This is a genomic window from Serratia proteamaculans (genome assembly GCF_946227095.1).
GTDB classification, from domain to species: Bacteria; Pseudomonadota; Gammaproteobacteria; order Enterobacterales; family Enterobacteriaceae; genus Serratia; species Serratia proteamaculans_E.
The window spans coordinates 377,656-396,537 of sequence record NZ_CAMISV010000002.1 but is presented as its reverse complement, the minus strand read 5'-3'; the positions used below and the strand labels follow the sequence as shown (position 1 = coordinate 396,537).

Annotated in this window: 14 protein-coding genes; 7 read left to right on the top strand and 7 right to left on the bottom strand. The window is 59.2% G+C overall.

The window, feature by feature from the left end; translation table 11 throughout:
* Positions 1-27: 27 nt before the first annotated feature.
* The 5 genes from OC597_RS05455 to OC597_RS05435 all read right to left on the bottom strand — a co-directional run bounded on the left by OC597_RS05455 (position 28) and on the right by OC597_RS05435 (position 4,837).
* The gene (locus OC597_RS05455; RefSeq protein WP_261284506.1) at positions 28-1,335 is read right to left on the bottom strand and encodes an MFS transporter; all 1,308 of its coding nucleotides are present in this window, start codon (positions 1,333-1,335) and stop codon (positions 28-30) included.
* A gap of 145 nt (positions 1,336-1,480) precedes the next feature.
* Complete coding sequence (locus OC597_RS05450; protein ID WP_262207929.1) at positions 1,481-2,116, bottom strand: N-carbamoylsarcosine amidohydrolase; 636 nt, start codon at positions 2,114-2,116, stop codon at positions 1,481-1,483.
* Positions 2,117-2,125: 9 nt separating this feature from the next.
* Positions 2,126-2,878, bottom strand: coding sequence for a maleate cis-trans isomerase family protein (locus tag OC597_RS05445; protein WP_099061907.1), 753 nt, complete (start codon positions 2,876-2,878; stop codon positions 2,126-2,128).
* Positions 2,879-2,894: 16 nt separating this feature from the next.
* Positions 2,895-3,689: an alpha/beta fold hydrolase gene (locus OC597_RS05440; RefSeq protein ID WP_262207927.1), complete on the bottom strand. Its 795-nt coding sequence runs from the start codon at positions 3,687-3,689 to the stop codon at positions 2,895-2,897.
* The gene (locus OC597_RS05435; RefSeq protein WP_316044860.1) at positions 3,686-4,837 is read right to left on the bottom strand and encodes an FAD-dependent monooxygenase; all 1,152 of its coding nucleotides are present in this window, start codon (positions 4,835-4,837) and stop codon (positions 3,686-3,688) included. The genes OC597_RS05440 and OC597_RS05435 overlap by 4 nt, the downstream gene beginning before the upstream one ends.
* A 329-nt stretch (positions 4,838-5,166) precedes the next feature.
* On the opposite strand from OC597_RS05435, the gene OC597_RS05430 reads away from it, so the two are divergent.
* The 6 genes from OC597_RS05430 (at position 5,167) to OC597_RS05405 (ending at position 14,610) form a co-directional block, all read left to right on the top strand.
* Positions 5,167-6,225 carry a 2,5-dihydroxypyridine 5,6-dioxygenase gene (locus OC597_RS05430; RefSeq protein WP_262207925.1) on the top strand — a complete coding sequence of 353 codons (1,059 nt, stop codon included), beginning with the start codon at positions 5,167-5,169 and terminating at the stop codon, positions 6,223-6,225.
* A gap of 66 nt (positions 6,226-6,291) precedes the next feature.
* On the top strand, positions 6,292-6,765 hold the full coding sequence (locus tag OC597_RS05425) for a MarR family winged helix-turn-helix transcriptional regulator (RefSeq protein WP_099061911.1): 474 nt from the start codon (positions 6,292-6,294) through the stop codon (positions 6,763-6,765).
* 91 nt (positions 6,766-6,856) lie between these two features.
* Positions 6,857-7,399, top strand: coding sequence for a (2Fe-2S)-binding protein (locus OC597_RS05420; RefSeq protein WP_261254912.1), 543 nt, complete (start codon positions 6,857-6,859; stop codon positions 7,397-7,399).
* Positions 7,392-10,967, top strand: coding sequence for a molybdopterin cofactor-binding domain-containing protein (locus OC597_RS05415; protein ID WP_262207923.1), 3,576 nt, complete (start codon positions 7,392-7,394; stop codon positions 10,965-10,967). The genes OC597_RS05420 and OC597_RS05415 overlap by 8 nt, the downstream gene beginning before the upstream one ends.
* A 239-nt stretch (positions 10,968-11,206) precedes the next feature.
* Positions 11,207-12,472 (top strand): HlyD family secretion protein, encoded by a 1,266-nt coding sequence (locus OC597_RS05410; protein WP_262207921.1) that lies wholly within the window; start codon positions 11,207-11,209, stop codon positions 12,470-12,472.
* A gap of 2 nt (positions 12,473-12,474) precedes the next feature.
* Positions 12,475-14,610, top strand: a complete 2,136-nt coding sequence (locus OC597_RS05405) for a peptidase domain-containing ABC transporter (protein WP_316044862.1) — start codon at positions 12,475-12,477, stop codon at positions 14,608-14,610.
* A gap of 36 nt (positions 14,611-14,646) precedes the next feature.
* Here the strand turns inward: OC597_RS05405 and hpxO are convergent, their stop codons facing one another.
* Both hpxO and OC597_RS05395 read right to left on the bottom strand, forming a co-directional pair.
* Positions 14,647-15,804: an FAD-dependent urate hydroxylase HpxO gene (hpxO, locus tag OC597_RS05400; protein ID WP_262207919.1), complete on the bottom strand. Its 1,158-nt coding sequence runs from the start codon at positions 15,802-15,804 to the stop codon at positions 14,647-14,649.
* A gap of 129 nt (positions 15,805-15,933) precedes the next feature.
* Positions 15,934-16,428: a DUF1003 domain-containing protein gene (locus OC597_RS05395; protein ID WP_261254902.1), complete on the bottom strand. Its 495-nt coding sequence runs from the start codon at positions 16,426-16,428 to the stop codon at positions 15,934-15,936.
* Between the two features lie 239 nt (positions 16,429-16,667).
* Between OC597_RS05395 and OC597_RS05390 the strand changes: the two genes are divergently transcribed.
* Entirely contained in the window at positions 16,668-18,875 is a 2,208-nt protein-coding gene (locus tag OC597_RS05390; RefSeq protein ID WP_261423804.1) for a xanthine dehydrogenase family protein molybdopterin-binding subunit, read from the top strand.
* The last annotated feature ends 7 nt before the right edge of the window (positions 18,876-18,882 follow it).

Below are 18,882 nucleotides of genomic sequence, written 5' to 3'. Positions count from 1 at the left end.
GGGCCCCGCGAACGGAGCCCGACATCCTCAGCGGTTAACCACCTTGGCCGGCAGCGCGACCACCAGCAGGGAACTGATCAACAGGCAACCGGCGAACGCCCAGAGTGCGCCCCCGCTTTTACCGGTCAGATCCAGCGCCAGCCCCATCAGCGAGTTACTCACCAACCCGGCGATATTGGCCAACGAGCAGGCCAGTGCAAAGCCGGTTGCTGCCGCCGTCCCCCGCAGGAAGGTGGCGGGCAGGCTGAAGAACACCGGTACCGCCCCGATGATCGCCGCCTGGGCGACAGAGAACAACAGCACCGTGGCGATCACGTTGTGGGTGAAGAAGGTGCTACCGGCCATCGCCATCGCGCCGACAATAAACGGCACTATGATATGCCAGCGTCGCTCACGCATTCGGTCAGAACTGGTGCCGATCAACAGCATCCCCAGCAGGGCGGCGACGCTCGGCAGCGCGGTCAGCATACCTATGGTAGTAATGTCGGTCACCCCGGCGGTTTTGATAAAGGTCGGCATCCAGAACCCCATCGCATAGGCGCTAAGCAGGATCGAGAAGTCAATGCCACCCAGCATCCAGACCTTGAGATTAAAGAAGCCGTCGCGGAAGCTGTGTTTACTGTGACCGGCCTCGGCGTCGTCTTGCGCCAAATCCTCGGCAATACGCTGTTTCTCTTCGTCGGATAACCATTTGGCCTGGCGGAAATTGTTCGGCAACACCCAGAAAGTCAGTACCCCCAGCAGCACGCTGGGAATGCCCTCCAGCAGGAACAACCATTGCCAGCCATGCAGCCCGTGGCGCATATCAAAATGTCCCATGATCCAGCCGGAAATCGGGCCACCCAGCACGCTCGACAGCGGCAGACCGATCATGAACAACGCAATAATGCGGCCGCGACGGTAGGTTGGGAACCACAGCGTCAGGTAATACAGCACGCCGGGCAGGAAACCGGCCTCTGCCACGCCGAGCAGAAAACGGATGACGTAAAACTGATTAGCGGTGGTAACGAACATGGTACAGGCGGAAAGCAGGCCCCAGGTGATCATGATGCGGGCAATCCACACCTTGGCACCGACTCGCTGCAGAATCAGGTTGCTCGGTACCTCAAACAGGATATAGCCGACAAAAAACAGCCCGGCTCCCAGACCGAAGGCCGCCTCGCTCAATTGCAGTTGATCGGCCATCTGCAGCTTGGCCAGCCCGACGTTGATGCGGTCGAGGTAGGCAGCCAGATAGCACAGACAGAGGAATGGGATCAGCTTCCAGGTGATTTTGCGGTACAGAAGCGATTCTGCGCCCGCTTTCCCGGTTAACGGGGTTTCAACAATGGCCATGATGATGTCTCCAGGTGGTGCATGGTGGCCTCCGGAGGAGGAGCGTTGTGTGTTTGCTTGGAAGCCGCCCTGTATCGGGCGGTCGCCTGAGGCGCTTGCCGCGCCTTCTTTATTTTTCAGCACTCCGTGCAGGTGAAACTCTGGATTACAGCCGGTTCAGATAATCAATTGCCTCCCGTTTAGCCACGACGTCGCCGTATTTACTGTCGATGTCGAACAGGTTGGCCTCATGCGGGCCAGGGTGACGATCGCCCACGCATTCACGTACCACGATGGTGCGGAAGCCATGCTGTACCGCATCCACAGCGCTGGAGCGGATACACCCGCTGGTGGAACAGCCGATCAGCAGCAGGGTATCGACGCCGAGCGCCACCAGCATGGGGGCCAGCGAGGTGCCAAAAAAGGCGCTGGCATACTGCTTGGTCAACACCACTTCCGTGGCTCGCGGGGCCACCTGTGGACAGAACGCCGCCAGCGGATTCCCCTCCACCATGTCCTTCATAACCGGTGCTTTTTTCACCCAGATGCCGCCATCGGCAAAATGCCCTGCATGATAGCGGATATTGGTGTGGATCACTGGAATTCCCACCTGGCGCGCGGTTGTCAGCAGAGCCACGCTTTCTTCGACCGCGCTGACCACGCCGGGAGCGAATAGCGGCGCGCCTTCGGTGGTGTAACCCTGCATAAAGTCGACCACCAACAGGGCCGGGCGCAGACCGAAGCCGATGCGGTTACCCCAGACGCCGTGGTAGTTATCGGTAAGCGAGTTTTCGGCTGCCATTTTGCCCCCTTAATAAGCGCCGGACAGCAGGGCGCCGGCACCGGGAACGATCGGCTCCAGTTCCAGTGCCGTCAGCATGGCGTAGGTGGTGGCGATAGCGGCTGTCAGCACCGGCTTGCCGGTTTGCGCCTCAACGGTAGCGACCGCCGGTAAGGACGGCATCTGCACACAGGCAGACAGCACGATAGCGTCGACACCGCTCAGATCCATCTCGGCAACAATGCCCGGCAGTTTGGCCGGATCATGACGGCCGACCGCCAGATTGTCGGCGATCTCCAGCGCGCGCCACACCTTGACCTCGATGCCTTCGTGCTCGATATAGTCCACCACCATTTGGGTCAGTGGCTTCATGTAGGGGGCGACCAGCGCAATGCGTTTGGCACCCAGCACCTTCAGGCCGTTGACCAACGCACCGGCGCTGCTGATCACCGGGGCCGCGGCGTTGTTGTCCTGGGTAACCTGCGCCAGCCGGGCCTGGGACTCGCGGTGATAACCCAACCCCATCGACATGATCGCCACCAGGCAGGCATAGCCCAGAACATCAACCTGGGCGTCGGACAGCTCCAGTGCGCAGCGGTCTGATTCGGCGTCCATCGCCGCCAGTTCCGCCTTGCTGACGTGCTTCATGCGCATGCGGCTGGAGTGAAAGGTAAAGCGTTCCGGACGGATCAACTGGCGTGCCGTCAGCATCGCCGGGATCTCGGTTTCCATCGTGGTGTTGGAACTGGGCACGATCTGGCCGATACGGTAATTTTTGCTCATGACAAAGGCTCCTTAATTAATCCAGAAAATCGCCCAAGGCGCGGAAGAAACCGTCGAAGTCGTCCCACGGGATCATATGACCGGCTTTTTCAACCTCTACCAGGGTGATTTCCGGCTGCAACTGGCGGATCTCCGCTGCGTCTTCCGGTTGGATCACACCGCCAAGGCCTGCAATCATCATCAGCGTCGGCATGCTCAGTGAGGGGTAATCGCGATGACTGTCGACCTGATGAAAATCTTCATAGGCGCGTTGGATCGCCGGTTCGTAGCAGGTGTGCAGCCACTCGGCCCGCAGTTGGCGCTGCTGTTCGCTCCAGCTTGGGCAGTAGGCGCGCATCTGTTCGGCGTCCATTCCCTGCAGCGACTGACGGATCGAATCTACGTACCAGGGCCATTTGCCCGGATATTCACGACGGCCGGGGCCGGAAACCGGCGGATCGACTAAAACCAACCGGCGTACGCCAGCCGGTTGCAACGCAGCGGCGCGCAGGGCAAAGCGCGCGCCCATCGAATGGCCGAGCAGGGCGTAGTTTTCCAGCTTTAATGCGGCGGCGAAGGCGTTGACGTCCTCGGCGCAGGTTTCGGCGTCATAGGCCAGATCCGGCCCGCTGGCGGACAGGCCGCGACCGCGCACGTCCAGCACATAGGTGTCGTAGCGCTCGGCCAGGCGTTCGGCAACGAAGCCCCAGGTGATCGCCGGGCTGGTGATTCCGGGGATCAGGATCAGGACCGACCCCTGGCCCCCGTAGCGCAGGTAGTGCTGGCGGATGCCGTTGGCCTGCACGTTGGCGCCATACAGAAAATGGCTCATGCGGCGTTCTCCGACTTCAGCGTCTGCGCGTACAGGTCATAGCCGTAAACCCAGGCCGGATCTTCCTGAGTGCGCAGGAAGGTGTTGGCATTGGAGACCGACTGGACGCGGGAGGCGCGTTCCTTGCGGTTGGCTTCATACAGTTGGAAAGCGGTGCGGTAGTCGGTCAAACCGGTTTCCTGCAGGCAGCGCGCCAGCATGGCCGCATCTTCGATCGCCATCGCCGCGCCTTGCGCCATGTGCGGTTTCATCGGGTGGCAGGCGTCGCCCAGCAACACCATGCGGCCTTCGCTCCACAGCGGCAGCGGTTTACGGTTTAACAGCGGCCATTTGGTGACTTGCTCGCTGGATTCGATCAGCGCTTGCACAATCGGGTGATAGCCGGCAAAGGTTTCGTACATTTCTTCGCGGCTGCTGTCGATAAAGCTGCCCTGGAAATCCCAGGCTGGGTGGGGCACGCCGCTGACGTAATAGTACTCGTCGCGTTTTTGGGTGGTGTAATAAACCATCAGGTGGCGATCTGCCGACCACCATTTCACGCAGTCTTCGAAACTCAGGTTGTACTTGGCCAGTTTCTCGCCGCGGATCAACGCGCGGTGGGCGACCCAGCCGCTGTAGGTGGGCGCTTCTGCGCCCAGCAGGTGTTCCCGAATGCGTGAGTTGATGCCGTCGGCGCCAATCACGATATTGGCGCGGGCCTGGGTGCCATCGGCAAAGTTCAGCACCACTTCGTTGTCACGCTCCTCAATCTTGCTCAGGCACTTGCCAAAATGCACGCTGCCCGGTTGCAGGGCGGCCATCTGCAACGCCTGCAAATCGCCCCGATGCACCGTCACGTAAGCCGCACCGTACTCTTTGCGGGCAAAGGCGCCCAGCTCAATGCGCGACAGATAGTCACCGCTTTCGGCGTCGCGGCTGAACCAGAAATCCGGGTGCGAGGCCATTTGCTCCAGCGGCTGCTCGATGCCGAGACGGCGGAAAATCTTCAGGACGTTCGGCCCCATATGGATACCGGCCCCCAGGCGTGAAAACACCGGGCTCTGTTCGTACAGGTCGACGGTAAAGCCGGCTTTCTGCAGCAGACCGGCGGCGGCAGCGCCACCCAGACCGGCACCGACCACGGCAATGCGTTGTTGTTTGCTCATCATTTTTCCCCTGACTGTTTGGTTTTTTACCTGTCATCCGCAATGATGCTGGACGATTGATTTATAGTGTATACGCTAAATAACGCAAGGTTGCACAAGTGTTAATTTAGATCTGGCTCACGCTAATTAACCGGCCATTGCTGTTAAACTCATGTTAATCACAGGATGGATAGGGCTTAAAATAGGATTTGCTTATGGATGGCTCCGCGGCCTTGCTTCCTGTTCGATTTTCGGCTTAGATAATTAAAAGAGTGTGATCACTTTAATTTGTACAAAATAACCTCACCGACGCCAGGCGTGTCGGCCAACCCTTAGCGAGACAGGAGATACACATGGCGGTCAATGATAGTCAGTTGGTTCAACTGTTCGAGCAGGTGCTTACGTTGTCGAAGGTTGATGCTTCGCAAAGCGTGGCGATCCTGAAAAGTCACTATTCCGATGCGCGTACGGTGCGCGCCGCCACCGATGCTGCACTGCGTCTGGGCGCCAAGGTTTACGCGGTCGAACTGCCGTCATTTAACCATCCGCGCGCCATGGGCAATGACATGACGGCTTACTGTGGCGATACGGCGTTGACCGGTAACCACGCAGCACAACGTGCACTGGAGGCGGCCGATCTGATTGTCGACACCATGATGCTGCTGCACTCGCCGGAGCAGGAGCAGATCCTGAAAACCGGCACGCGTATTCTGCTGGCCGTCGAACCTCCGGAGGTGTTGGCACGCATGTTGCCTAATGCAGAGGACAAAGCGCGAGTGTTGGCGGCGGCGGCGGTGCTGGAGCAGGCAAAGCTGATGCAGGTGAAGTCTGCCGCCGGCAGCGATTTCCGTGCGCCGTTGGGGCAATATCCGACGGTGACCGAATACGGCTACGCCGACGAGCCGGGGCGCTGGGATCACTGGCCGAGCGGCTTCCTGTTCACCTGGCCGAATGAAGAACAGGCTGAAGGGGTGCTGGTTCTGGAGGTGGGCGATATCCTGCTGCCGTTTAAAAGTTATGCCCGTGAACGCATTACGCTGGAGATCGATAAAGGCTTTGTCACGCGCATTCACGGCGGCTTTGAGGCGGAATATTTGCGGGAGTACATGAAGTATTTCAACGATCCGGAGGTGTACGGCATTTCGCATATCGGTTGGGGCTTGCAGCCGCGCGCGCAGTGGACGGCGATGGGGTTGCACGATAAAAACGACGGGATGTGTATGGATGCGCGCGCCTTCTACGGCAATTTCCTGTTCTCCACTGGCCCAAATACCGAGGTCGGTGGCACGCGTAAAACGCCGTGCCATATGGATATCGCGTTACGTCACTGCGACATCAGCCTGGACGGCACCACGGTGGTGGCCGATGGCGAAGTGGTGGCACCGGCGGCGTCGCAGGTCAGCCAGGGTTAACCTTGCTGCTAAACGCGGGGGTTTGTACTATTCTCGGTGGTTTCCATAGATGGTGAGAGTAACGCAATGACGCCCCCCGAATACCCGGCTGCAGATAACGGCAAGACCGAAAATTATCACTTTACTGAACAAGTCGGGCACCTGCTGCGTAAGGTTTATCAGCGCCACGTGGCGATTTTCCAGCAAAACGTGGGCGATTCGCAACTGACTGCCGTGCAGTTTATTACCCTGTGCGCGGTGCGCGACATGGGCCCAAGTTCGTTGACCGAACTGGTGCAGGTGACGGCGGTCGATCAGGCCACCATTCGCGGGATTGTCGAGCGTCTCAAGGCGCGTGACCTGATCACCGTGATGCCGGATCCGATCGACCGACGCAAAGTGGTGGTTGGGCTGACCGATACCGGAGCCGCGCTGCTGGCAGAAACGGTGCCGCATGCGGCGACGATCACAGAATTAACTTTCGGTACGCTGAATCCGGCCGAACGTATAGCACTGATGTTCCTGCTCAATAAAATGCTGGAAGACCAGCCGCCTGGCTGATTCGCCACCCGCAGCTGCGGTTGTCTGGTGGGTGCACTGGCGGCGAGGTCACAGCCCACAAAATAACCAGAGCGCAGGCGGAGACGCAACAATGGCGATAGCTGAAGTGCAATTGCCCAGGGAAGGTGCGGTAAAAACACTGACGGAGCATCCGCTGATGCTGTCAGTCAACGGCGAAAATATTCATATCCAAGTCATGGCGGATACCCCTCTGCTATTGGTACTGCGAAACGATCTGGCGCTCAACGGCCCAAAGTACGGCTGCGGTCTCGGTGAATGCGGGGCCTGCACCGTGTTGGTAGACGGCATCGCCGCACGCTCTTGTGTGATCCCGGCGCTGGGTATGAGCGGCCGCGCGGTGACCACGCTGGAAGGGCTGGGCGATCGCGACCATCTGCACCCGGTGCAACGGGCCTTTATAGAAGAACAGGCCGCGCAGTGCGGTTACTGCCTGAATGGCATGATCATGACCACCAAAGCCCTGTTGGATCGCAATCCGTCGCCCAGCGACCGCGAAATCCGCCAGGCGCTGTCCGGCAACCTGTGCCGCTGCGGCACCCATATCGAAATCCTGCGTGCGGTTCAGCGCGCCATCATTCTTTGCCGCAGTGAGGAAACCTCGCCCCATGACTGACACCCATTCCTCATTACCGAGCCAGGCCGAATTATTGCAGCGCCATGGCACGCTGCTGATTATCGATCAGATCCAGCCGCCGCCGGGTCTGGTGCCGAAAGGCCAGACGCCGAGCCTGAAACCCAAAGAGCCGGGGCTGTTTATCGCCATTTGCGACAGCGGTGAGGTTTACGCCTTCAACGGCCATGTCGATCTTGGCACCGGGGTGCGCACCGCGCTGGGGCAAATCGTCGCTGAAGAACTTTACTTGCGCATGGAACAGGTGCGCATGGTGTTGGGCGATACCGAAAGCACGCCAAATCAGGGCGCGACCATCGCCAGTGCCACGCTACAGATTTCTGCCGTGCCGCTGCGTAACGCGGCGGCCGAGGCACGGCGCTGGCTGCTGCAACAGGCCGCGCGGCACTTTGGCGTCACGGTTGAACAACTGACGTTGAATGACGGCAGGGTTGTCGGCCCACAGGGACAAGCGCTGAGCTACGGCGAACTGGTCACCGGTGTGCATATTGAGCTCTCGATCTCCGGCGATGCGCCGCTCAAGCCGCAGGCCGAATACCGCCTGGTTGGCACCAGCACCGCGCGTGTCGATATCCCGGCCAAGGCTACCGGCAAATCTACCTATGTGCACGACATGCGGCTGCCGAACATGCTGCATGGCCGGGTGGTGCGGCCGCCGTATGCCGGTTATGACAGTGGCGAATTTGTCGGCACCAGCCTGCTGGCGGTGGACGAGTCGTCCATTGCCCATATTCCCGGCATCGTCAAACTGGTGGTGATCGGGGATTTTATTGGCATTGTCGCCGAGCGCGAAGAACAGGCGATCAAGGCAGCGCAGGCGCTGCAGGTGAGCTGGAAGGACTGGCGGCGTAACCTGCCGCAGATGACCGACGTGGCGCAGGCACTGCGTGATAACCCGCATTCGACACGGGTGGTGCATGACACCGGCAACGTAGATGCGGCATTGGCCGCTGCCGATCGGCGCTTTACCCGCAGTTACCTGTGGCCGTATCAACTGCACGCTTCGATCGGCCCGTCTTGTGCGCTGGCGGACTACCAGCCGCAGCAGTTACAGGTCTGGTCAGGCAGCCAGAACCCGCACCTGCTGCGTGCCGATCTCGCCTGGTTGTTGGAATACCCGGAAGAACAAATCGAAATTATCCGCATGGAGGCGGCGGGCTGCTATGGCCGTAACTGTGCCGATGATGTCTGTGCCGATGCGGCATTACTGTCGCGAGCGGTTGGTCGGCCGGTGCGGGTGCAACTCACCCGCGAGCAGGAACACCTGTGGGAACCCAAGGGCACCGCACAACTGATGGAGGTGGATGGTGGACTGGACGCCGCCGGTCATCCGGTGGTCTATGATTTTCGCACCTATTACCCGTCCAACGGCGCACCCACGCTGGCGTTGTTGCTGACCGGAATGGTTGAACCGGTGCCGGTGGCCTATGAGATGGGGGATCGCACCTCGGTGCCGCCTTACGAATACCCGGAGCTGCGCGTCAGCATTGAGGATATGGCGCCAATCGTTCGTGCCTCCTGGATGCGTGGCGTGTCGGCACTGCCGAATACCTTCGCGCACGAGTCCTATATTGATGAGCTGGCCACCGCAGCCGGTGTGGATCCGCTCGAATACCGACTACGTTATATCAAGGATCAGCGGGCCACCGAACTGATGCTCAGCACTGCCGAACGTGCAGGCTGGACGCCGCATACCGAACCGATGCAAACTCCGGCGGAAGACGGTGTGCTACGCGGGCGCGGTTTTGCCTATGCGCGCTATATTCACAGCAAATTCCCCGGTTTTGGTGCCGCCTGGGCGGCCTGGGTGGCCGATGTGGCGATCGACAAGGCCAGCGGCGAAGTGGCGGTGACGCGTATTGTGGTCGGACACGATGCCGGCATGATGGTCAACCCGGACGGCGTGCGTCACCAGATCCACGGCAACGTGATCCAGTCGACCAGTCGGGTGCTGAAAGAGCGGGTGACCTTCGAAGAATCGACCATTTCCAGCAAGGAATGGGGGGCTTACCCGATCCTGACTTTCCCTGAAGTACCGGAAGTTGACGTGGTGATGATGCCACGGCCCTACGATCCGCCGCTGGGGGCCGGGGAGTCTGCATCGGTACCGAGTGCGGCAGCCATTGCCAACGCGGTGTTTGACGCCACCGGCATTCGTTTCCGCGAGTTGCCGATCACTTCCGACCGGCTGCGCGAAGCGCTGAACGGCCCGGATAGCGCCAGGCAGGAGGCTGCGCCAGCGGCCAAACCCAGGCGCAGTAAATGGTGGTTTGGCGGCGCGGCCGGTATTTTCGGCGCGGTGTTGGGCGTAGCGGCTACGGCACTGCCGTGGCGTGCCGAAATTGCCCCGGTGGTCACTGCAGGAGCGGGTACCTGGTCGGCCGCTACCCTGGAACGGGGTCGTCAACTGGCCGCCGTCGGGGATTGCGCGGTGTGCCACACCGCCTCGGAAGGGGCAACCAACGCCGGGGGGCTGGCGATGGCAACACCGTTCGGCACCCTGTACAGCACCAATATCACGCCAGATGTGGAGACCGGTATCGGCAACTGGTCGTTTACCGCTTTTGACCGGGCAATGCGTCAGGGCATCAGCCGCGACGGTCATAATCTGTACCCGGCATTTCCTTATACGTCGTTCAGCAAGATGACCGACGGCGACATGCAGGCGCTGTATGCCTATATGATGTCGCAGCCGGCGGTCGCGCAGAGGAATCCGGCTAACCAGATGCGTTTTCCGTTTAATGTCCGCCCGCTGATGGCCGGTTGGAATGCGCTGTTTCTGCGCCAGGGTGAATTCCAGCCGGATCCTGCGCAAACGGCGCAGTGGAACCGGGGTTCTTATTTGGTCAATGGTTTGGGGCACTGTGCGGCCTGCCATTCGCCGCGTAACCTGATGGGGGCGGAAAAGGGCGGCGCCAGCTTCCTGGCCGGGGCGATGGTGGATGGCTGGGAGGCGCCGGCGTTAAACCAACTGGCCACGGCGGACCAACCCTGGAATGAAGAGCAACTGTTCCAGTACCTGAGCAGCGGCCATTCTACCGATCACGGCGTCGCGACCGGGCCAATGGGCCCGGTGGTCAGCGAACTGGCTACCTTGCCGGAATCTGACGTGCGGGCGATGGCCAATTATCTGATTTCGTTAAGCAGCCCGGCTCCATTGAACGTAGAACCGCAGGTCAAGCTGGCCACCAATCTGCAACCGACCCTGGGTCAGCAGGCCGGTGAACGGCTGTTTCAGGGCGCCTGTCAGGCCTGTCACAGTGCCGCCAGCGGCGGGCCGCAGCTGTTTGGCGTCAGCCCGGATCTGGCCAATAACACCAATATTTTCAGTGAGCGACCGGATAACCTGATCAACGTGATCTTGCAGGGCATTGCCAAACCGGCCACCGCCGATCTGGGCTTTATGCCGGGCTTCAAGGACAGTTTCTCCGATCGGCAGGTGGCAGATCTGGTGAACTACCTGCGTCAGCGTTATGCGGGTGATAAGCCAGCCTGGCGTGAGGTCGAAGCGCAGGTGGCCAGACTGCGTGCCAATCCGGGCAGCCATTAACTGGGGGGGGGAAGTGATCAGCCGATACTGTAATTTAAACAAATAACACTGACACGTTACTCATTGTTAATTATTGATTTTTTATTTAATTTCGATGTATTTACACCCCGAAGTTGGTTATTTTAAATACCGTAAAATTAAGGCGAGAAGCTGGCGGTACTCGCCTGACTAGGGTTTGTTCGCGCATGGAATTGCGGCGGGCATAAAACATAAAGACTACGTAGAGGGTATCAACCCCAATGACAGGACGTCCCCCCCAGCTTTACCGCGAGGGTTATTTTGCTGCTCAGGCCACCAGGGCCGAGGGTGAAGTGATTATCCCCGCCAGCCTCTTAACCGCCTATGCCTGGGTCAGCATTCTGCTGGTGCTGGCCATCATGCTATTTATGATACTGGGTGAATATACCCGCAAAGCGCGACTGGAGGGGGTAGTGATGCCGTCCAGCGGGTTGATCAAGGTGGTGGCGCGCAGCGCCGGGCAGGTTACCGAGCGGCTGGTAGCGGAGGGGGCGGTGGTCAAGGCCGGCCAGGCGCTGTATCGGCTCAGCGGCGAGTATTTCAATGGGCAGGGTGTCGGTACTCTGGCCTCGGTTTCTGATTCATTAAACCGCCAATATCGCATGCTGGAGCATCAGCGTGCTCAAGAGCTGGCGACCGGTGTCCTGCAACAAATCGGCGTGCGCCAGCGCATCGCGCAGCTCAATCAGGAGTTGGCCAGCACAGAGGCGGCAATGGTGCTGGTTCAGCAGCAAAAGAAACTGGCGCGTTCGCTGATGGAACGTTACCGCAAGCTGATCGCCAAAGGCTATGTTTCAGAGCTTGAATTCCAGCAGCAGAAAATGGCCCTGGCAAAGGCGCAGGAAAAGGTTGAACTGCAGCGGCAGGCGCAGTTGCGGCTGAAACGCGAGCTGGCCGCGGCGGCGTCAGAGCTGCGCACCTTGGAACAGCAGCAGCAGGCACGTGACGCCGAGCTTGAACGCCAGTTGCTGGGCATTAAGCAGCAACAAATCGAACTGGGTGCCCAGCGCGATCATACGCTAACTGCGCCGGTGGATGGCCATATCGCCGTGGTGCTGGCCCGGGCCGGGCAGACGGTAAAACAAAACGATCCTTTGCTGATGATGGTCGCCGACGATGCACAATTGCAGGTCGAACTCTTTGCCCCGAGTAAAGCGGTGGGCTTTATCAAGCCTCAACAGCGGGTGGGGCTGCGCTTTGCCTCATTCCCCTATGAAAAGTTTGGCGTGCAATATGGTGCCACCCGCGCGATTACCGACACCAGCCTCAGCGCCAGCGAGGCGATGCTGCAAAACCCGATGGTGTGGAAGGAAAACGAAGGGCATTACCGCGTCATCGTAGCCTTGGATAAACCCACCATTACGGCTTATGGCCGGCAGGAGCCATTGCGCGTCGGCATGACCGTTTCTGCAGATGTAGAACTGGACAGTCGTCGCCTGTACGAGTGGCTGCTGGAGCCATTATGGAGCCTGCAAGGGAGGATCTGAACATGGACGTTACCGAAGTGATTAACTGGGGATGGCGCAAGTGCCTGCCGTTGATCCGCCAGACAGAATCGGCGGAGTGTGGCGTGGCCTGTCTGGCGATGATTGCCGGCTGGCATGGGCATCGGGTTGATCTGCCCACGCTGCGCGCGCAATTTAACGTTTCGCAGCTCGGTATGACATTTTCGCAATTGATGAGTTGTGCCGAGCGGCTGCACTTAAGCGGACGCGCGGTGCAGTTGGAGCTTGAAGAATTGCACCTGTTGGCACTGCCCTGCATTTTGTACTGGGACATGAATCACTTTACGGTGCTCAAGCGGGTACGGGGGCAAACGCTGGAGCTGCACGATCCGGCACGCGGCCAGGTAAAAATGAGCCTGCGGGAGGCGGACAGTCATTTTACCGGCGTCGCGATGGAGCTGACGCCCACTCACCAGTTTGCAGCCAAAGACCAGCGTAAAAAGATCCGCCTGATGGATCTGATTGGCAAAACCCAGGGGCTGAAGGCCGCGCTGGGCAGGATCTTCTGTTTTGCTCTGGCGCTGGAAGTGTTTGCGCTGATCGGCCCGCTGATTAACCAACTGGTGATTGACGAGGTTTTGGTGGCGCTGGACGCCAGCCTGTTGACGCTGATCGTCATCGCCATGTTGCTGATGGCCGCAACCCAAACGCTACTGGAACTGGCCCGCCAGTGGGCGACCCTCACCATGGCGGTCAATTTCAACATGCAGTGGACAGCGAACGTGTTTCACCATTTGCTGCGGCTGCCGATTGGCTGGTTTGAGGCGCGAAACATGGGGGATATCAGCGCCAAATTCGATGCGGTCGACACCATTCAGGACACCCTGACCACCACGCTGCTCGAAGCCTTTCTGGATGTGTTGCTGGTGGTGGGTACCCTCACCATGATGTTTTTCTACAGTGCAAAATTAACCCTGGTGGCCTTGGTGGCCGCCCTGGTTTATGGCCTGCTGCGGCTGTTTTGGTTCAGTACGCTGCGTAAAGCGGCAGAAGACAGCTGGGTCGCCGGCACCCAGGAATCCAGCCACTTTCTGGAAAGCCTGCGCGGGGTGTTGAGTCTGCGGGTCAACGGGGCGCTGACGCCGCGGGAATCGGTCTGGCGTAACCTTAACGTCGCCCGGCGCAATGCTCAGCTGCGTGAAAGCAAACTGATGATGGTTTACGGCATTATGCAGACGGTGATCGGCAGCGTGGTGGGGGCGGCGGTGCTGTGGCTGGGAGCCAGCGCGGTACTGGCCGGTCAGTTTTCGGTGGGCATGCTGGTGGCCTATATGTCTTTTCAGGGCCGCTTCTCGTCCAGCATCAACGGGCTGATCGACAAGCTGGTCGCTTACCGAATGCTGGATGTCTATAACGAACGGTTGGCGGATATCGTTCTGGCAGCGCGTGAAGATGCGGCGTCGCAGGCGGCGGGCGGTACGGGTGTGCCATCAGCCGCCTGCGTCTGGCCGAGCGATCGGCCGGCGTTGAGTCTGGATCAGGTCAGTTTTAACTATGCCGGCACCGAGCGGGAGATCCTGTCGCAAGTCTCGCTGCAGATTATGCCCGGCGAGGTGGTGGCGCTGGTTGGAGCCTCCGGCAGCGGCAAGACCACGTTGGCCAAATTGGTGCTGGGGTTGTATCCACCGACCGCCGGGGTGATATGTACACTGGGCATTGAGCACCGGCAGGCGGATTATCAACAAGTTCGTCAGCATATCGGCGTGGTGTTGCAAGAGGATCAACTGTTTCGCGGCTCTATCGTGGATAACCTGACATTTTTCTCTTCGCGGGTGGATAAGCAAAAGCTCAGCGAGTGCGCCCGTTTGGCGCAGCTGGAACAGGACATCGATAAGTTGCCGATGGGCTACCAGACATTAATCGGGGAAATGGGCGGCACCCTGTCCGCAGGACAGAAACAGCGTTTGCTATTGGCGCGGGCATTGTACAAACAGCCACGACTGCTGATCCTGGATGAAGCCACCAGCCATTTGGACATCAATAATGAAATGCTGATCGGCCGAACCTTGCGTCAGCTTGGCCTGCCCATTTTACTGATCGCCCACCGGCCGGAAACGATCGCCACGGCGGATCGGGTGATCGAACTGGTAGCGGGGCACATACGGAGTCTCAAAACCTGAGGTAGGCCCCTCTCCGAGCTGGAGAGGGAAATCGACTTAGGCCAGAGGTCCGCCCATAATGGTTTCTTTCATGCCGGAGAGAATACGCTCGCCGGTTTCGGTTTTTAGCTCTTCATACCAGCCACGAGTGATGGCCATCTCTTTGCCATGGGTCACATCGCAGCGCTTGCGCGCCTTCAGCACCAAATCCTTCACCCGATAGCTGCGTTTTTCCTGATAGCGCAGCAGCGCGTCTTCAATGCCCAGCGAGTTGGTTTGCAAGGCAATCGCCAGTACCACCGCGTCCTCCATGGCCGCACAGCCGCCCTGGCCGATATCCGGCGTGGTGCTGTGTCCGGCGTCACCCAGCAAGGCCACGCGCCCGCGTACCAGTTGTTCGAAGGGTTCGATATCGTGGATCTCAATGCGGTTGATGGTGTCGGGATCGAGTGCGGCAATCAGCTTCTGCACCGGCTCGGCCCAGCCGGCAAAGTAACGCTGCAAATCGGCACGTGCGGTGCTGCGGTCTTCCGGCAATCCGGTAGGCAGCGGCACATCGAAAAAATAGTAGAAGCGGTTGTCGGAAACCGGCATCAAAGACACGCGTTTGCCCTCACCGACAAAGGTGGTCCACTGGTCGGCTGGTGCGATGGACTGATCAATGGTCACCAGCCCGTTCCAGTTAACGTAACCGGCGTAGCGACGATCCACCCCGTGGCCCAGTACATAAGGACGAATGACGGAATGGGTGCCGTCGGCGGCGATCAGAAAATCGCCGCTGGCCTGGCTGCCGTCTTCAAACCAGGCGGTGACACCCTGCGGAGTTTCTTCAATGCCGCTGACGCGTTTGCCGAAGCGCACCTGGTCGCTGCCGTAAGTGTCCAGTAACATCGCCTGCAGTTCGGCGCGGGCTACCGGGTAAGGGCGTTCACCGACGCTGGCGATCAGCGGATCCAGGCTAAAGCGTGTCAGGGTCTGGCCGTGCAGGTATTCCTGATAGGCCATGTAATGCATTGGGCCGCCCAGTGCGCGCAGGGCGTCCTTCATCCCCAGGTAGTTAAGGCATTTGACGCCGTTGGGCCAAATGGAAATCGCGGCTCCAACCGGTTTGATCTGTTTTACCGCTTCAAAAATCTCGGTGTCGATACCGCAACGCTTCAATGCGATGGCGGTACACAGACCGCCGATGCCGCCGCCAATGACGATTGCTTTCATATTCTTCTCCTTCATAGCCATGATTGGGAGAAGCAATTTCCATACCAGCCTGCAAATCAGGCGCTGGCGCGGCATCGGGCGGTCGTCTGATGCAATTTGGTGCAATCACTGAGCCGTGGTAGGGCAAACTTAGGCGCGATCCCGGTTTGCCAACTGAATCGCCAGGTTCTCAATGCGCTCGGCCATCTGTTTGGTCAGAGTGGTTAACTCGGTGTTTTGTTTCAACAGCGCCAGTAGTTGTTCAGATTGCTGCGCGGCGAGAGTCTGTCGTTGCGCCATTGCCTCATCCAAATCCTCGCGGTGTTGAGCATCGGTCAGCGCATGCGCCTGGTCGCGTTCGGCCTGCCGAGTTTGCGCCAGCAGGATCAGCGGGGCGGCATAGGCGGCCTGTAGGCTGAATGCCAGGTTCAATAGAATAAAAGGATAGGGGTCAAACTTGGCGAAGCCCGCCAGATTGAGGTAGATCCAGACGGCCACCACCACCGTTTGGCCAACCAAAAACGTCGGCGTACCAAAAAAACGGGCGAAGGCTTCCGCTTTCAATGCAAACCATTGGTCGCCAAAAGTATGAGTTAAGCTTTTCAGTGGGCGATAGAAACGGAATTTTTTATTGGTCTGTAACATGACGTTCACGCTCGTGAGTGTTAATGAATAAATACCTGATTTATAGCACGGAGACTGAAATCCCCGATCGATGCATAGCACAAATCCGCAACAGAAAACCCAGCCCGAATGCTAAACAGATAAATTAATAGACTACGCTAACTATTAGCCCACCGTGCTTGCGGATGCAGACGGCGTGCATAAAAAGAATGATTTCGCCGCATTGATCAAGGTTGATCGGCATTTTGGAGCGATGAGCAATGAAACTACCCGAAGTCCCGCTTACCCGGCGGCGGTTTATCGTCGGCGCTGGCGCGTTGGTGATCGGCGCCTATCTGCCGTCTACCGGCGCACTGGCCCGAACCAACCCCGGCACGGCAGCAGAAAACACCGCTTTTGAAGCCAATGCTTTCGTGCAAATTGACGAAAACGGCATTGTTACCGTTATCAGCAAACATACCGAGGTGGGCCAGGGCGTGTATACCGGCATGGCGACACTGGTCGCCGAAGAGCTGGACGCCGACTGGGCGCAGGTGCGGGTAGTTGCCGCACCGGTCGATACCAACGTCTACAAAAACATGTCGTTCGGTTTCCAGGGTACCGGCGGTTCCAGCTCGGTGGCCAATGCCTATGAGCAAATGCGCCGCATGGGCGCGATGGCGCGGGCGATGTTGGTTCAGGCTGCTGCTCAAAGCTGGAAAACCTCTGCGCAGGAAATTACCGTGCAGGCGGGGAAAATCCGCCATGCAGCCAGTGGTCGTGAAGCGGACTTCGGTGAGTTCGCGGCGCTGGCTAGCCAATTACCGCCACCCGATCCCGCCACGTTGACATTGAAAGATCCGGCACATTTTACCCTGATCGGTAAGGCCAGCGGCCTGCACCGGGTGGACTCCTTGGCGAAGACCAACGGCTCGGCGCAATTCACTCAGGATATTCATGAGCCGGATATGCTGACCGTGACCATCAAAAAACCGCCGCGTTTTGGCGGCAAAGTGGCCTCGTTTGACGCCAGCCGTGCGCTGGCGGTATCGGGCGTGGTGGCGGTGAAGCAGACTGATACCGGCGTAGCGGTCTACGCCAAAAATACCTGGGCGGCGATCCAGGGGCGTGAAAAATTGCAGGTGGAGTGGGACGACTCGCAGGCCGAGCGGCGCAATACCGAACAGATTTTTGCCGAGTTTCGCCAGGTGGCGCAAAAGCCCGGCGCAGTGGCAAAAAGCCACGGAGAGTTAGACCAGGTTTTTGATAAAGCCGACAAAGTGATTGAAGCGGAATATACCTTCCCGTACATCGCCCATGCGCCAATGGAGCCGCTGGACGGCTATTTGTTCTGGGACGGCGAAAGCGTCAAGGCGCGTTACGGCTGTCAGATCCAAACTCTCGACCACAAACAGCTGTGCGACCTGTTCCAACTGCCGCCGGATAAGGTAGAAATTGAAACCATTCTGGCGGGTGGCAGTTTTGGTCGCCGCATCGATCTGGGCAACCCGCAGTTGGGGCCGGATCTGGCTGCCGATATGGCCGCAGCGGCCAAGGCGATCGGCCCCGGTCATGGGGTGAAGGTGGTATGGACCCGTGAAGACGATATCCGCAACGGCTGGTATCGCCCGATGATCCTGCACCGGCTGCGCGGAGCGATCCGCGACGGCAAGGTGGTGGGTTGGAGTGACACCATCGTTGGCCACTCCTGGTCGCTCAATAGCGCGATGACGGCGTTGGTGGTGAACGGCGTCGATCAGATGATGATCGAAGGTGCCAGCGAAGTGCCTTACACCTTTGAGAGTTTCCTTTGTGACGCCCATATCGTGCCGGGCAAGGTGCCTACTACTTCACTGAGATCGGTGGCCAGCACCCATACTGGCCACGCGGTGGAAAGCTTTATCGATCAACTGTTGCAGGAGACCGGGCAGGATCCCGTGGAGGGGCGGCTGGCGCTGATGGGGGATGCACCGCGTGAGGCCGGCGTATTGCGGGCGGTGGCAAAAGCCGCTAACTGGCAGGGTGCGAAGGTGGTGGATGGCCGCGCGCGCGGCGTTGGCGTCGCCAAGGCGTTTAATACCCGGGTGGCGCAGATTGCTGAGGTGTCGATCGGCGAAGGGGGCATTCCGCGGGTGCACAAGGTGTGGTGCGCCGTGGACTGTGGCGTGGCGGTCAATCCGGATGTGATCCGCGCGCAGATTGAGGGCGGCATCGGCTACGGTCTGAGTATCGCACTGTACGGCAACATTACGTTAAAAGACGGCGTGGTTGAGCAGTCCAACTTCAACAATTTCCGTCCGCTGCGTATCGACGAAATGCCGGAAATAGAGGTGATTATTGTGCCTTCAAGTGAGGCTCCGACCGGCGTAGGCGAACTGGGTGTACCCACCATAGCTCCGGCGGTCGGTAATGCGCTGGCGCTGCTCGGGCGCCCCCGCAGCTCACTAAACCTGCCTTTACACCGTCCCAACAGTGACGCCAGCGTCTGATCAAGGA

Coding starts and splice junctions, on each gene's coding strand:
- OC597_RS05395 (WP_261254902.1), bottom strand. CDS start 16,428: ATGTTACAGACCAATAAAAAATTCCGTTTCTATCGCCCACTGAAAAGC.
- OC597_RS05455 (WP_261284506.1), bottom strand. CDS start 1,335: ATGGCCATTGTTGAAACCCCGTTAACCGGGAAAGCGGGCGCAGAATCG.
- OC597_RS05420 (WP_261254912.1), top strand. CDS start 6,857: ATGGCGATAGCTGAAGTGCAATTGCCCAGGGAAGGTGCGGTAAAAACA.
- OC597_RS05390 (WP_261423804.1), top strand. CDS start 16,668: ATGAAACTACCCGAAGTCCCGCTTACCCGGCGGCGGTTTATCGTCGGC.
- OC597_RS05445 (WP_099061907.1), bottom strand. CDS start 2,878: ATGAGCAAAAATTACCGTATCGGCCAGATCGTGCCCAGTTCCAACACC.
- OC597_RS05410 (WP_262207921.1), top strand. CDS start 11,207: ATGACAGGACGTCCCCCCCAGCTTTACCGCGAGGGTTATTTTGCTGCT.
- OC597_RS05425 (WP_099061911.1), top strand. CDS start 6,292: ATGACGCCCCCCGAATACCCGGCTGCAGATAACGGCAAGACCGAAAAT.
- hpxO (WP_262207919.1), bottom strand. CDS start 15,804: ATGAAAGCAATCGTCATTGGCGGCGGCATCGGCGGTCTGTGTACCGCC.
- OC597_RS05440 (WP_262207927.1), bottom strand. CDS start 3,689: ATGAGCCATTTTCTGTATGGCGCCAACGTGCAGGCCAACGGCATCCGC.
- OC597_RS05405 (WP_316044862.1), top strand. CDS start 12,475: ATGGACGTTACCGAAGTGATTAACTGGGGATGGCGCAAGTGCCTGCCG.
- OC597_RS05450 (WP_262207929.1), bottom strand. CDS start 2,116: ATGGCAGCCGAAAACTCGCTTACCGATAACTACCACGGCGTCTGGGGT.
- OC597_RS05415 (WP_262207923.1), top strand. CDS start 7,392: ATGACTGACACCCATTCCTCATTACCGAGCCAGGCCGAATTATTGCAG.
- OC597_RS05430 (WP_262207925.1), top strand. CDS start 5,167: ATGGCGGTCAATGATAGTCAGTTGGTTCAACTGTTCGAGCAGGTGCTT.
- OC597_RS05435 (WP_316044860.1), bottom strand. CDS start 4,837: ATGATGAGCAAACAACAACGCATTGCCGTGGTCGGTGCCGGTCTGGGT.